The sequence below is a fragment of the Microbacterium sp. genome (assembly GCF_032084865.1).
In the GTDB taxonomy this organism is placed as follows: domain Bacteria; phylum Actinomycetota; class Actinomycetes; order Actinomycetales; family Microbacteriaceae; genus Microbacterium.
The window spans coordinates 1-14,094 of the sequence record NZ_DAMDLU010000071.1; the positions used below are offsets into that span (position 1 = coordinate 1).

Annotated in this window: 13 protein-coding genes; 1 reads left to right on the forward strand and 12 read right to left on the reverse strand. The window is 70.6% G+C overall.

The window, feature by feature from the left end; all coding sequences use genetic code 11:
- From RT309_RS08855 to tyrS, 3 genes are all read right to left on the reverse strand, one after another.
- A partial coding sequence (locus tag RT309_RS08855) for a DUF4184 family protein (RefSeq protein WP_313356507.1) occupies nt 1-304 on the reverse strand: 304 nt, incomplete at its 3' end.
- 23 nt (nt 305-327) lie between these two features.
- Nucleotides 328-1,863 carry an MFS transporter gene (locus tag RT309_RS08860; protein ID WP_313356508.1) on the reverse strand — a complete coding sequence of 512 codons (1,536 nt, stop codon included), beginning with the start codon at nt 1,861-1,863 and terminating at the stop codon, nt 328-330.
- Nucleotides 1,864-1,957: 94 nt separating this feature from the next.
- Entirely contained in the window at nt 1,958-3,259 is a 1,302-nt protein-coding gene (gene tyrS / locus RT309_RS08865; protein ID WP_313356509.1) for a tyrosine--tRNA ligase, read from the reverse strand.
- A gap of 74 nt (nt 3,260-3,333) precedes the next feature.
- On the opposite strand from tyrS, the gene RT309_RS08870 reads away from it, so the two are divergent.
- The gene (locus RT309_RS08870; RefSeq protein WP_313356510.1) at nt 3,334-3,918 is read left to right on the forward strand and encodes a hypothetical protein; all 585 of its coding nucleotides are present in this window, start codon (nt 3,334-3,336) and stop codon (nt 3,916-3,918) included.
- Nucleotides 3,919-3,927: 9 nt separating this feature from the next.
- On the opposite strand, the gene RT309_RS08875 is transcribed toward RT309_RS08870, so the two are convergent.
- The 9 genes from RT309_RS08875 to RT309_RS08915 all read right to left on the reverse strand — a co-directional run.
- A complete protein-coding gene (locus tag RT309_RS08875) occupies nt 3,928-4,569 on the reverse strand; it encodes a SatD family protein (protein ID WP_313356511.1) in 642 nt (213 codons plus the stop codon).
- An 82-nt stretch (nt 4,570-4,651) separates the two neighbouring features.
- Entirely contained in the window at nt 4,652-6,073 is a 1,422-nt protein-coding gene (gene argH / locus RT309_RS08880; protein ID WP_313356512.1) for an argininosuccinate lyase, read from the reverse strand.
- A complete protein-coding gene (argF, locus tag RT309_RS08885) occupies nt 6,070-7,005 on the reverse strand; it encodes an ornithine carbamoyltransferase (RefSeq protein WP_313356513.1) in 936 nt (311 codons plus the stop codon). Before argF ends, argH begins: the two co-directional genes overlap by 4 nt.
- Nucleotides 7,002-8,243, reverse strand: coding sequence for an acetylornithine transaminase (locus tag RT309_RS08890; RefSeq protein WP_313356514.1), 1,242 nt, complete (start codon nt 8,241-8,243; stop codon nt 7,002-7,004). Before RT309_RS08890 ends, argF begins: the two co-directional genes overlap by 4 nt.
- Nucleotides 8,236-9,138, reverse strand: a complete 903-nt coding sequence (argB, locus tag RT309_RS08895) for an acetylglutamate kinase (RefSeq protein ID WP_313356515.1) — start codon at nt 9,136-9,138, stop codon at nt 8,236-8,238. Before argB ends, RT309_RS08890 begins: the two co-directional genes overlap by 8 nt.
- Nucleotides 9,135-10,292, reverse strand: coding sequence for a bifunctional glutamate N-acetyltransferase/amino-acid acetyltransferase ArgJ (gene argJ / locus RT309_RS08900; protein WP_313356516.1), 1,158 nt, complete (start codon nt 10,290-10,292; stop codon nt 9,135-9,137). The genes argB and argJ overlap by 4 nt, the downstream gene beginning before the upstream one ends.
- On the reverse strand, nt 10,289-11,341 hold the full coding sequence (argC, locus tag RT309_RS08905) for an N-acetyl-gamma-glutamyl-phosphate reductase (protein WP_313356517.1): 1,053 nt from the start codon (nt 11,339-11,341) through the stop codon (nt 10,289-10,291). The genes argJ and argC overlap by 4 nt, the downstream gene beginning before the upstream one ends.
- A 376-nt stretch (nt 11,342-11,717) precedes the next feature.
- Complete coding sequence (locus tag RT309_RS08910; protein ID WP_313356518.1) at nt 11,718-13,844, reverse strand: bifunctional hydroxymethylpyrimidine kinase/phosphomethylpyrimidine kinase; 2,127 nt, start codon at nt 13,842-13,844, stop codon at nt 11,718-11,720.
- On the reverse strand, nt 13,841-14,094 hold a 254-nt coding region (locus RT309_RS08915; protein ID WP_313356519.1), incomplete at its 5' end, for a hydroxyethylthiazole kinase. The genes RT309_RS08915 and RT309_RS08910, both read right to left, overlap by 4 nt.

A 14,094-nucleotide genomic window follows, 5' to 3' on the forward strand; every position in this document is an offset into this window, starting at 1 on the left:
CATCCCGTGCTGTCGCCCGCCCGGAGAGCGCCCACTCCGCCGGCAGCCGCCGCGCGAGGGCGGCCGGTGCGAGGGCGACGAGCCCTGGCCGCAGCACCACCCGCCAGATCAGCAGCAGCACGAGCGCGATCAGCGCCGTGTACACGACGTTCGCCGCCGAGTGCGTGAACAGGTATCCCGGGCCGAGGCCGCGGGTGAACAGCGGCAGGTCGGGTGTCATCGCCCCGATCGCGAGGGCGGCCGGCACCAGCCGTGTGCGCAGCAGCGGCAGCGCCACGACGGCGTGACTGGGCGTGAACGGCATGCGGCCTCCAGTTGGGGCGTGGCTCAGACGTCGATCGGCCGCTCGCGCGCGTCCGCGCCGTCGGTGTCGGCGCCGACCACGGTGAGCGGCATCGTGCTCGTGTCGATGAGCGGGTTCTCGTCCTGCCCGGCCACCAGCTCCTCGGCCTCGGCCTCGCTCTCGACCGTCGGCACCGAACCCAGCAGCGGCCGCTGCGCAGTCTCGCGCATGGTCAGCAGAGCGATCCCGCCTAGAGCGGCGAAGAACATGATGTAGAACGCGGGCATGTAGATGTTGCCGGTCAGCTCGATCAGCGCCTGACTGAACAGCGGCGTGGTGCCGCCGAACAGCGAGACCGCGAGGTTGTACGCGATGGCCATCGCGCCGAACCGCGACGCCGTGGGGAACAGCGCAGGCAGGGCCGAGGCCGATATCGCGACATAGAACGCCACCGGGACGGCCACCATGGCCAGGGCGATCATGACCGCCCACTCCGTGCCGATCTGCATGACGGCGAAGGCGGGCAGCATGAGCACGATCGTCGATCCGACGGCGATGCCGTACACCGGTCGGCGCCCGATCCGGTCGGACAGCCGGCCGATCAGCGGCAGGCACGCGCTCATCACGATGAGCACCGGCACGGTCGCCAGCGCCGCCATGAGGTTCGACACGCCCACCTCGGTCTCGAGGTAGGTCGGCATGTAGCTGGTGAGGGCGTACCCGGCGGTGTTCGTCGCCGACACGAGGGCGATGCCGATGAGGATCTCGCGCCAGTAGTGGCGGAAGATCCCCGCGACTCCCTGCCGCGCCATGGGGTCGTCGGCGTCGGCGCGGTTGAGCCCGGCGCTCTCCTCGGCCTCATAGGCCGGGGTCTCGGGGATGCGCAGTCGGAACCAGATCGCCACCGCGCCGAGCGGGATGGCGACGAGGAACGGGATGCGCCAGCCGTACTCGGTCATGGCGTCGGGACCGGACAGGCTCTGGGTGATCCAGGTGGTCAGCGCCACGACGCTGGCTCCGGCCGCGAAGCCGACGTATGAGCCGACGTCGAGGAACGACGACCAGTAGCCGCGGCTGCGGTCGGGTGAGAACTCCGAGACGTAGGTGGTCGCACCGGCGTACTCGCCGCCGGTCGAGAAGCCCTGCACCATCTTCAGCAGGTACAGCGGGATGATCGCCCACAGCCCGATCTGCGCCGAGGTGGGCAGCACGCCGATGAGACCGGTCGCCGCCGCCATCATCGCCATCGTGACGAACAGCACGCGCTGACGGCCGATGCGATCGCCCAGCGGCCCGAGCACGAGCCCGCCCAGCGGGCGCACGAGGAACGAGATCGCGAAGCCGAGCAGGGTGATCAGCAGCCCCCACGCGCCCGGCAGGTCGCCGGTGAAGACGACGGCGAGCGTGACGGCGAGGTAGCCGTAGACCCCGAAGTCGAACCACTCCATGAAGTTGCCGACGACGGTGCCGGAGATCGCCGTTCTCAGACGGCTCTTGCGGACGACCAGAACGTCATCGACCTGCAGCCGGCGGGTGGCGCGGCGCGGGACGGTACGGCGGACATGTGCTTCCTTGGGCAAGGGGACCAGCTCCTCGAGTGCTTGCGGACAGCGTCAGCTGTCCGATGCTACTGCAGACCCCCGCCGCCGAGCTGGGTCACCACGCCGAACAGGCTTAGTTCACGAAGACGCCCGCGAGGGTCTTCTTCCCGCGGCGCAGCACCGAGACGCCGCCGGGCAGCGTGCCCTGGACGGTGGTCTCGTCGTCGACGACCTTCGCGCCGTCGAGCATGACGCCGCCCTGCGCGATGGCGCGTCTCGCCTCGGACGCACTGGCGACCAGACCCGTCGCGATGAGCGCCTCGACCACGGATGCTCCGGCCGGCACGGTCGCGTTCGGCAGCTCGCCGAGAGCCGTGCGCAGCGTCGCCGGATCGAGCTCGCTCAGGTCGCCCTGCCCGAACAGCGCCTCCGACGCGGCGATCACCGCGGCCGTCGCCTCGACGCCGTGCACCGTGGCGCACACCTCGAGGGCGAGACGCTTCTGCGCCGCTCGGCGGAACGGCTCGCTCTCGACGAGAGCGGCGTACTCCTCGATCTCGGCGCGAGTCAGGAATGTGAAGACCTTGAGCCGCTCGATCACGTCGGCGTCGGCGGTGCCGAGCCAGAACTGGTACATCCGGTACGGGCTGCACATGTCGGCGTCGAGCCAGACCGCGTTGCCCTCGCTCTTGCCGAACTTCGTGCCGTCGCTGTTGGTGATCAGCGGCGTGCCGATGGCGTGCGCCGAGACGCCCTCGACACGGTGGATGAGGTCGGTTCCGCTGGTGAGGTTGCCCCACTGATCGCTGCCGCCGGTCTGCAGCACGCAGTCGTACGAGCGGTACAGCTCGAGGAAGTCCATGCCCTGCAGGATCTGGTAGCTGAACTCGGTGTAGCTGATGCCGGCATCCGAGTTCAGCCGCGCCGCCACGGCGTCCTTCTTGAGCATGGTGCCGACGCGGTAGTGCTTGCCGATCTCGCGCAGGAAGTCGATGGCGCTCATCGGCGCCGTCCAGTCGAGGTTGTTCACCATGCGGGCGGCGTTCTCGCCCTCGAAGCTGAGGAAGCGCTCGACCTGCGCGCGCAGCCGCTGCACCCACTCCTCGACCGTCTCACGCGTGTTGAGCGTGCGCTCGGCCGTGGGTCGCGGGTCGCCGATCAGCCCCGTCGAACCGCCGACGAGACCGAGCGGCTTGTGGCCGGCGAGCTGGATGCGGCGCAGGGTGAGCAGCTGCACGAGGTTGCCCAGGTGCAGGCTCGGCGCGGTCGGGTCGAATCCGCAGTAATAGGTGATCGGGTCCCCGGCGAGAAGGGCGCGCAGCGCCTCCTGATCGGTGGACACGTGGACGAGGCCGCGCCACAGCAGCTCGTCCCACACGTTCTCGAACGTGGGGTCGAGCGACACGGGGGCGGTCGTCAGAGCGGGATTCGACACGCGTTCCAGGCTATCAGCGCACGACACGCGCCCCGACCCCGCCGGGTGTCCGATGCCCGTGCGATGCTGTCGACATGTCGCCGGTCGATCCCCTCACCTCCACTGTGCTCTCGGCGATGATCGTCGTCGTGCTGGTCGTCGTGCTCGTGTTCTCGCTGCTCGGCGTGCGCAGGCCGTCGACGGCGACGATGGTGCTGTGCGCCGTGCTGCTCGTGGCTGCGGTGACCGTCGTCATCGTCATCCGCCCGATCGCGCTGCCCGCGATCGGCGTGCCGATGACGGTGGTCGGCATCGGCGCCGCGACCCTCGGAGGCAACCCGTTCACTCGACGGGCGCTGGGCATCGCCACGGGCAAGCGCGTGCGGGAGACCGAAGACGGCGGCATCCTCATCGTCGCGGCGCAGCACGCCGATCCCGCCCACGCGCGGACGCTCATGCGCGGGGGCACGGTGATCGGCTACCTCGAGCGGATCTGCACCGTGCTGGCCATCGCCGTCGGGTTCCCCGAGGCGATCGCAGCGATCATCGCGGTGAAGGGCATCGGCCGCTTCCCCGAGCTGGCCGAGGCCGAGGCCAGGGAGCGATTCATCATCGGCACCCTCGCCAGCCTGCTGTGGGCGGGCGCGATCGGACTGATCCTGCGCCTCAGCCTGGGCTGAGCCCGCGCGTCAGTCGATATCGAGCAGCCGGAACCCCTCGACCACGGCCGCCGACCCGGCGGCCGTCAGCGCCTGCGACACCGCGGATTGCGTGATCCCCTCCTGCTCGGCGAGCTCACGCTGGGTGCGGCCGAGGCAACGGCCGTAGGTCAGCCGGCGCAGGCGCTCACGCATCGCACCGACGAGTTCGTCCCGCGCCAGCAGGTAGGCGTTCGCCCACCGCACCTGCTCCGGAGGCATCCCCGCGCTCTCATGCACGACGATCCAGCTGCGTGCTTCGGGGGCCGCGCGCCTCTGCAGCGCCTGCACGTGCTCGATGGCGCTGCGCGCGGCCCACCAGCCCGGCCCGTCGGAGATGCCCTCGCGCGACGCGGTCGAAGGGATGCGCCCCACATCGCCGACGCCGAGCCCGAAACGGAACTCGACTCCGTCCGGCAGCGCGAGACGGATCAGCAGCAGTGAGGCCAGGGCGGCATCCAGCGTGGGGTACACGCCCTGCTGCTCATCGCCGACCGTGGGCTGGAGCGGCTGCGCGGTCAGAGGAAGATCGCGCTGCACACGAGCGATCGCCGCGTCGAAGTGCCGCTGCGCCCCGATGCGGTCTTCGAGCTGCCGGGAGCCGATGATGTCGGCCGTGACTGCGATCACCATGGCATAAGGGTATCACTGATATCTCGAGATAATAAGTTTGTTGCTGATGTTCTCGGTTTATCAGCATCTCAGATGCCGGAGGTCAGAGGCCGAGGGCGTGCGCGGCGGCCTGCGCCCGCGCGACGAGCTCGGCGCGCTGCTCGGTCACGCGGTCCGGAGCCGTGCCGCCGACACCCGAGCGCGATGCCACCGATCCCTCGATCGACAGCACCTCGCGCACCTCGGCAGTCAGGTGACCGGACACCGAGCGCAGCAGCGCCTCATCCGCATCCTCGAGGCCGATGCCCCGCTCCTCGCAGGCGCGCACCAGCGCGCCCGAGATCTCGTGGGCATCCCGGAACGGGACACGGCGCTTGACCAGCCATTCCGCGACATCCGTCGCGAGCGAGAAGCCCTGGGGGGCCAGGGCCGCCATCCGCTCGGTGTCGAAGCGCAGCGTGGCGATCATGCCGGCGAACGCGGGCAGCACCACCTCGAGCGTCTGCACCGAGTCGAAGACGGGCTCCTTGTCTTCCTGCAGGTCGCGGTTGTACGCGAGTGGCAGGCCCTTGAGCGTCGCGAGCAGCCCGGACAGGTTGCCGATCAGCCGGCCCGACTTGCCGCGGGCGAGCTCGGCGATGTCGGGGTTCTTCTTCTGCGGCATGATGCTCGACCCGGTCGAGTACGCGTCATCCAGCGTGACGAAGCCGAACTCGCGGGTGTTCCAGAGGATGATCTCCTCGCTGAGCCTGGACAGGTCGATGCCGGTCATCGCGGCGATGAAGGCGAACTCCGCCACGACATCGCGGGCCGAGGTGCCGTCGAGCGAGTTCTCGGCCGGACGGTCGAGCCCGAGCTCGCGTGCCACGAGAGCGGGATCCAGGCCCAGGGTCGAGCCCGCGAGCGCTCCCCCGCCGTACGGCGAGACTGCGGCACGACGCCGCCAGTCGACGAGACGCTCGAGCTCGCGCACGAGGGGCCAGGCGTGCGCCTGCAGGTGATGGGCGAGCAGCACCGGCTGCGCGTGCTGCAGGTGCGTGCGCCCCGGCAGGATCGCACCGGGATGCGATTCGGCCTGGGCGACCAGCGCGTCGATCACCCGCAGCAGGTGCTTCGCGATGATCCGGGCATGGTCAATGAGGTACATGCGCACGAGCGTCGCGATCTGATCGTTGCGGCTGCGCCCGGCGCGCAGGCGGCCGCCGACCTCGGCGCCGACCTCTGCGATGAGCGCCTTCTCGAGGGCGCCGTGCACATCCTCGTCACCCGGGTCGGGCAGCAGCGTGCCGTCGGCGATCCGCGCGGCGAGGGCATCGAGTCCCTCGTGCATGATGCGGGCCTCGTCGGCCTCGAGGTATCCCGCAGCTTTCAGGGCCGTGGCGTGCGCGTGCGATCCGGCGATGTCGTACGGGGCGAGGATCCAGTCGAAATGCGTCGACCTGCTCAATTCGGCAAGCTCCGGCGAGGGACCCCCGGCGAAGCGTGCACCCCAGAGTGCGCCGTCGTTCGTGCCATTGCCGCTCACGCCGCCGCCTCCTGCTTGCCGAGCAGCCACACGAGCAGAGCCTTCTGGGCGTGCAGACGGTTCTCCGCCTCGTCCCAGACGACGCTCTGCGGGCCGTCGATTACCTCGGAGTCGACCTCGTAGCCGCGGTCGGCAGGCAGGCAGTGGATGAAGATGGCATCCGGAGCCGCCTGCGACATGACCCCGGTGGTGACCTTGTACCCGCCGAGATCGCGCAGCCGCTCGATCTTCTCCTCCTCCTTGCCCATCGACACCCAGGTGTCGGTGACGACCACGTCGGCGCCGACGGCGGCCTCGCGCGGGTCGGAGATCAGGCTGAGGGAGCCGCCGGTCTGCGCCGCGCGGGCCTCGGCCGCAGCGACCACGTCGGCGCGAGGGGCGTAGGCCTCGGGCGAGGCGATGCGCACGTGCATCCCCGCGGTCACCCCGGCGAGCACATACGAGTGCGCCATGTTGCTGCGCCCGTCTCCGAAGAACGACAGAGTGAGCCCCTTCAGATCGCCCTTGTGCTCACGGATCGTGAGCAGGTCGGCCAGCAGCTGGCAGGGGTGGAAGTCGTCGGACAGCGCGTTGATGACCGGCACCCGGGTGCCGCGCGCCATCTCCTCCAGGCCCGCCTGGGCGTAGGTGCGCCACACGATCGCCGCGACCTGGCGCTCGAGCACGCGCGCCGTGTCGGAGGGTGTCTCCTTGCCGCCGAGCTGGCTGTTCGCCGTGGAGATGATCAGCGGCGATCCGCCCAGGTCGGCGATGCCCACCGCGAACGAGACGCGGGTGCGAGTGGACGACTTGTCGAAGATCACCGCGACCGTCTGCGGGCCGGCGAGGGCCTTGCTCGCCCAGCGGTCCTTCTTGAGCTCGAGAGCGAGGTCGAGGATCTCCGCCTGCTCGGCGGAAGTCAGGTCGTCGTCACGCAGCAGGTGGCGGGTCATGCGGAAGCCTCCGTGGGGGTCGTTGCGGTGTGTGCCTGAACCGTCTCGGCGACGGCTGCGAGCGCGGCGGTGAAGCGCGTGACGAACGCGTCGACCTCGTCGTCGCCGATCGTGTAGGCGGGAGCGATGCGGATGACGTCGGCCGTGGGCGCGTTCACGATGAGTCCGCGCTCGTGCGCCGCCGCGCGGACCTCGGCGGCGACCGGTGCCGTCAGGTGGATGCCGATGAGCAGTCCCGCCCCCGTCGTCCCGGCGACCAGGGGCAGCGAGGACACGACGTCGCGCAGCTGGGCTCCGCGCGCGGTGACGTTCTCGAGCAGGTTCTCGCTCTCGATGTGTCCGAGCACGGCATTGGCCACGGCGCTCGCGAGCGGGTTGCCGCCGAAGGTCGAGTTGTGAGTGCCGGGGTAGAACAGGTCGCTGGCCGCGCCGAATGTGATGAGCGCGCCGAGCGGGAACCCTGCCCCGATGCTCTTGGCCACGGTCACGGCATCCGGCGTGATGCCCTCGCGCTGGAACGCGAACCACTCCCCGGTGCGGCCCGAGCCGGTCTGCACCTCGTCGAGGATCAGCAGCGCGTCGCTCTCGGTGGCGAGCGCACGCGCACGGGCGAGGAAACCGGCCGGCAGCTCGACGACGCCGGCTTCGCCCTGGATCGGCTCGACGATCATCGCCGCGACGGCGTGTGACGCGAACGCCGACTCGAGGCTCTCTACGGAGCGCTCGATTGTCACCACATCGGGGATCGCGGGCTGGAACGGGTCGCGGTACGCGGCCTTCGGCGTCAGCGACAGCGTGCCCATCGTGCGCCCGTGGAAGGCACCCTCGACCACGAGGATGGTCGTGCGGGCCCTGCCCTCGGTCTCGGTGAAGCGCGCACCGTGCAGTCGCGACAGCTTGATGGCCGTCTCGTTCGCTTCGGCGCCCGAGTTCGCGAGGTACACCCTCCCCTGCTCGCCGGTGCCGGCCAGACGCTTCAGCCGAGCGGCGATCTCCAGCTGAGCCGGTGACGCGAAGTAGTTCGACACGTGCGACAGCGTCGCGGCCTGCCGTGAGACGGCGTCGACGAAGACCGGGTGCGCGTGCCCGAGGCAGTTCACCGCGATGCCGCCGAGGAAGTCAAGGTAGCGGTTCTCGTCGGCATCCCACACCCACGAGCCCTCGCCTCGGGTCAGCAGCGCGAGGCGCCCGCCCAGGCTCATCAGATCGCGCGCGGCGTCATCGTTCCAGTCAGACATCCTTGACCACCTCCGTGCCGATTCCCTTGCTCGTGAACAGCTCGACGAGCACCGAGTGCGGCACCCGGCCGTCGATGATCGCGGCGGCGTCGACGCCGCCTTCGACGGCGTCGAGGCACGCCCGCATCTTCGGGATCATCCCCGACTCGAGCGTCGGCAGCATGTCGGCCAGCGCGCTCGAGGTGAGGTGCGAGACGAGGGAGTCGCGGTTCGGCCAGTCCGCGTAGAGACCCGGCACGTCGGTGAGGATCACCAGCTTGCGGGCGTCCAGCGCGACGGCGAGGGCGGATGCCGCGGCATCGGCGTTCACGTTCAGCGACTGGCCGGGGTGGTCGAGGTCGGGGGCGATCGACGAGACGACCGGAATGCGCCCGGCGGCGAGGTGATCCAGCACGGGCGTGGGGTCGACCTGCACGACATCGCCGACGCGGCCGAGGTCGACCTCTTCGCCGTCGATCATGACGCCACGACGACGACCGCCGAACAGACCGGCGTCCTCGCCGCTGAGCCCGGTGGCGATCGGCCCGTGCGAGTTGATCTTCGCGACGAGCTGCGGGTTCACCTGCCCGGTGAGCACCATGCGCACCACGCTGATCGCCTCGGTGTTGGTGACCCGGTAGCCGCCCTTGAACTCACTCGGGATGGCGAGCCGATCGAGCATGTTCGAGATCTGCGGGCCCCCGCCGTGCACGACGACGGGCAGTACGCCGACGTAGCGCAGGTAGGCGATGTCCTGCGCGAACGCCTCCTGGAGCTCGTCGGAGACCATCGCGTTGCCGCCGTATTTCACGACGACGATCTGATCGCGGAACTTCTTCAGCCACGGCAGCGACTCGATGAGGGTGGCGGCCTTGACGGCCGCCTCTTCGGGCGGGGTGTCCTGGATGTCTGTCATGAGGCGTAGGCGCTGTTCTCGTGCACGTAGTCGTGGGTCAGGTCGTTGGTGAGGATGGTGGCGGTGGCGTCGCCCACCTTCAGGTCGATCTCGATGTGCACCTCGCGGGGCGTCAGGTCGACCTCCTCGCGGGGGCGATCCGGGCCGCCCGCGGTGCACACGCGCACGCCGTTCATCGACACGTCGACGTCGTACGGGTCGAACTGGGCGGAGGTGGTGCCGATCGCGGCGAGCACTCGACCCCAGTTCGGGTCGTTGCCGAAGATCGCCGCTTTGAACAGGTTGTTCCGCGCGACCGACCGGCCGACCTCGACGGCCTCGGTCTCGGTGACGGCGTTCTTCACCTCGACCGCGATGCTGTGGCTCGCGCCTTCGGCGTCGGCCTGCAGCTGCGCGGCGAGATCGCGGCACAGCTCGGTGAGCGCGGCGGCGAACTCATCAAGATCGGGACGGATGCCGCTGGCGGCGTTCGCGAGCAGCGTGACCTGGTCGTTGGTCGACATGCATCCGTCCGAGTCGAGTCGGTCGAAGCTGACGGCGGTGGCCCTGCGCAGCGCCGCGTCGGCCTCGGATGCCTCGAGGTCGGCGTCGGTGGTGAGCACGACGAGCATGGTCGCGAGCCCCGGTGCGAGCATGCCCGCGCCCTTGGCCATGCCGCCGATGGTCCAGCCGTCGCGGGTGACCACGGCGGTCTTCGGCACGCTGTCGGTCGTCATGATGGCCGCCGCCGCATCGTCGCCGCCGTCGGCGCTGAGTGCGCCGACGCCGCGCTCGACGCCGTCGAGCACCTTTCCGCGGAACACCTCGTCGCCGGTGCCGATGAGGCCGGTCGAGCACACGAGCACATCGCCCGCGCTGACTCCGAGCAGCTCCGCTGTCTTCTCAGCGGTGAGGTGGGTGGTCTGGAAGCCGAAGGCGCCGGTGAAGCAGTTGGCTCCCCCGGAGTTGAGCACGACGGCCTCGACCACGCGATCGGCGATGACCTGCTGCGACCAGATGATCGGGTTCGCCTTGGCCCGGTTGGTGGTGAAGACGGCGGCGCCGATCTTCCGGGGGCCGCGGTTGACGACCACGGCGACGTCGGGCTTGCCGGTGCTCTTCAGGCCTGCGGCGACTCCGGATGCTTCGAATCCCTGGGGGGCGGTGACGCTCACGGCGCGACTCCGTTCACGGTGAGGGCGCGGCCTTCGGGCAGGCCGAGCGCGATGTTCATGGACTGCACGGCGGCGCCGGCCGTGCCCTTGACGAGGTTGTCGACGGCGGTGACGACGGTCACCCGGTTCGCCGCGCGATCGATGGCGAGGCCCATCAGCGCGGTGTTCGCGCCGAGGACGTCGGCGGTGCGGGGGAAGCGGCCTTCGGGAAGCAGCTGCACGAACGTCTCATCGCCGTACGAGCTCTGCCACGCGTCGCGGATCTGAGCATCGGTGGTGCCCGCGGCGATCGGCGCGGTGGAGGTGGCGAGGATGCCCCTGGCCATCGGCACGATCACGGGAGTGAACGAGATGCGGATGTCGTCGGGCGCGATCGAAGACGTTGCGGCGAGCGCCTGACGGATCTCGGGGATGTGCCGGTGCGTGCCGCCGACCGCGTACGGGTTCGCCGTGCCGAGGATCTCGCTGCCCAGCAGATTGGTCTTCAGGCTCTTGCCCGCACCGGACGGACCGACGGCGAGCACGCTGACGATGTCGGACGGGTCTATCACTCCGGCCGCGACGCCGGGCGCGAGGCTGAGGCTCACCGTGGAGGCGTTGCAGCCCGGCGCGGCGATCCGGCGGGCGCCGCGCAGGTTCTCGCGCTGCTTGCCGGCGGCGGTGCGCAGCTCGGGAACACCGTAGGCCCACGGCTCGTTGAAGGCACCGCCGTAGAAGGCATCCCACGCGTCCTGCGAGGTCAGCCGGTGGTCGGCGCCGGCGTCGATGATGAGGGGCACGTCGCCCAGGGCATCCGTGTACTGACCCGACTGACCGTGCGGCAGGGCGAGGAAGACGACGTCGTGCCCGGAGAGGATCTCGGGGGTGGTGTCCTGCAGCGTCAGATGCGCGAGGGAGCGCAGGTGCGGCTGGTGATCGATGAGGGGCTGACCGGCGTTGGAGTGCGCGGTCACGGTGCGGATCTCGATGTCGGGATGGGCGGCGAGAAGCCGCAGGATCTCGCCTCCCGCATAGCCGGATGCGCCGGAGACGGCGACGGAGTACGTCATGCTTCTACCTTAACGGTCGGTGCTCGGTCGGCCCCGACGATGACGCGGGGTGCGAGCGCTGGGTGGGCCGGGGCGGCGACACCGGCTCTCTCCGAGCTGGATCCCTGAGTACGTATGGATCCCTGAGCCCGATTTCGGTCCTGGGCCCGAGACGGCCCCTGAGTCCGATGCGGTCCTGAGCCCGATATGGGCCCCTGAGCCTGTCGAAGGGCGGAGAGCGCGGGGTCGCCTAGAGTCGGCGGCCGTCGCGGCGTCGTCGTCGCACAGGAGCGACGCTGAAGACGAGCGTCTGCGAGGGCTGTACGACCGGGGGCATGCGGCGACAGTATCGCCGAGGGCTCGGCATCCGCAAATCCGCGTCCTCGGCGACCCGTCGTCAGCGGATGTCGAAGAACGCCCGCTCGTGCTCCGACGAGACGACGAACGCACGGTGCATGCGCTGCCTGAGCCGGTCGTCGGCACTCGCCGCCGCGGCGGTGACGAAGCCGATGGCGCGCTCGTTCGCCTCCGCGAAGCCGGGGTCGGCGTAGGTCGCCAGCCACGACGCGTACGGATGCCGCGGATCGAGCGCCTGCGAGCCGAGCTCCCCCGCATGCAGCCGCGTGCCGAGGTCGGTGTACAGCCAGAAGCAGGGAAGCACCGCGGCGATCAGGGTCGCGTACTCACCCGAGAACGCCGCCGCGCGCAGGTGGTCGAGGTAGGCGGTGGTCACCGCACTGGGCTCGGCGTCGAACGTCTGCGCGCTGACGCCGGTCCGGGGCGTCAGCCACGACGCGTGCAGTTCGAGCTCGCCGACGATGCACCCCTGCGCCGACGCGGCCCAGAACGCCTGCTCGCCCGACGTGGGCGCCAGACGGGCAGCCTCCGCGAGCACCCGGGAGTACTCCCGCAGGTACAGCGCGTCCTGCGCGAGGTAGACGACGAACCGCTCGCGATCGAGCGAGCCGTCGGCGAGCGCGCGGATGAACGACAGCGAGTCGATGTCCTGTCGAACCGTGGCGACGCTGCTCCACCAGTCGTCGCCGATCTCCTCAGCTGTCGGGCGGGTGCCCAGACCGCCCCGCTGCCACAGTCCGGCGAAGTGATTCACGGGTCCGTGTCCGCGCCCCACCGGCAGGGTGCCGGCCGCTCGCAGCGATTCCCGCAGCCAGGCGCGAGCCTCGCGCAGGGCATCCGGCCAGTCCCGCCCTGTCGCGTGCAGAGCGGCGAGCGCCGACGAGAGCGAGCAGCCGGTGCCGTGCGTGCTGGTCGTGTCGATGCGGGGCCCGTCGAAGGCGACGATGACCCCGTCGGGCCCGACGAGGGCGTCCGGCGCCGTCGGGCCGCCGAGGTGACCGCCCTTCGCGAGCACGAGTGCTCCCGTCTCGGTCGACAGCTGCTGCGCGGCGTCGAGTGCATCGTCCCAGCCGCGGATCCCCCGCCCGGCCAGCACGGCGAGCTCGTCGAGATTCGGCGTGATCACGTCTGCGAGGGCGGCGAGTCCGCGCAGCGCGGTCTCGGCCCGCGCGTCGAGCAGACGGTCGCCGCTGGTGGCGACCATCACCGGGTCGAGCACGACCGTCGCGGGGCGGTGCGCCTGCAGCCAGTCCGCGACAGTACGGATGACTTCGGCGTCCGCCAGCATCCCGATCTTCACCGCGTCGATCGCGATGTCGTCCGAGAGGGCGTTCAGCTGCGCACGCAGGAACGCGGCCGGCGGCACGTGCACATCGTGCACGCCGCGGGTGTTCTGCACGGTCAGGGCGGTCACTGCGGCCATCCCGTATCCGCCGTGCGCGGCGATCGATTTGAGATCGGCCTGGATCCCCGCGCCGCCGGACGGGTCGCTGCCCGCGATGCTGAGCACACGCGGGGCGGTGCGCGCCGCCCAGTGACGCCGGAAGTCCCGCGCCGCCCGGCGGGCATCGGGTGCGGCGCAGATGGCGGAGACGACCGCGATCCCTGCGGCCCCCGCCTCGCGCAGCGCTGCGGCGTCGTCGATCCGGATGCCCCCGATCGCGACGACCGGCACCGGGCTCTCGGCGGCGAGCGCGCGCAATCCGTCGATTCCGAGAGCGGGCGGGTGATTCGCCTTGGTGCTGGTGGGTCGGATCACTCCGATGCCCAGGTAGTCGACGGTGCCGTTCGGCAGGGCGCGCACGGCGTCGAGGTGGGCGGGTGTGTTCGCGGTGAGGCCGATCAGGGCGTCGGGTCCGAGCCGGCGCCGGGCCTCGGCGACCGGCATGTCCGACTGCCCGACGTGCACTCCATCGACTCGTGCGCCGCGCCGTCGAGCCTCGAGCGCGGCCTCGACGCGATCGTCGACGACGAGCAGCGCCCGCCCGGCGAGCACGTCGCTGAGAACGACGAGCTGCTCGACGACCGATTCATCCGAGGCGTTCTTGTCGCGCAGCTGGACGACGCTCACCCCGCCCGCGACGGCCTCGCGGACGGTGTCGACGACGCCGCGGTCGCCGCACAGCTCTGGATCGGTGACCAGGTGAATCGACAGATCGTGGTTCATCTTGCGTCCTCCTCGACGAGCGCGCCCTGCTCGTCGACACGTGCCTCGGCGGTGATGTCGGCCGGGTCGATCCCGGCGAGGGCGTCGAGCAGTCCCACGGCGAAGCTTCCGGGGCCGTCGGCGACACGGGCGGCGTGCTCGGCCGCGAGCGTGTACACGAGGGTCGCCGCGGCCACTGCGTCCAGCGCATCCGCGTCGGTGTGGCGGGCGGCGCCGAGGAAGGCGGCCATGAGCGCGCCGAGCGCGCAGC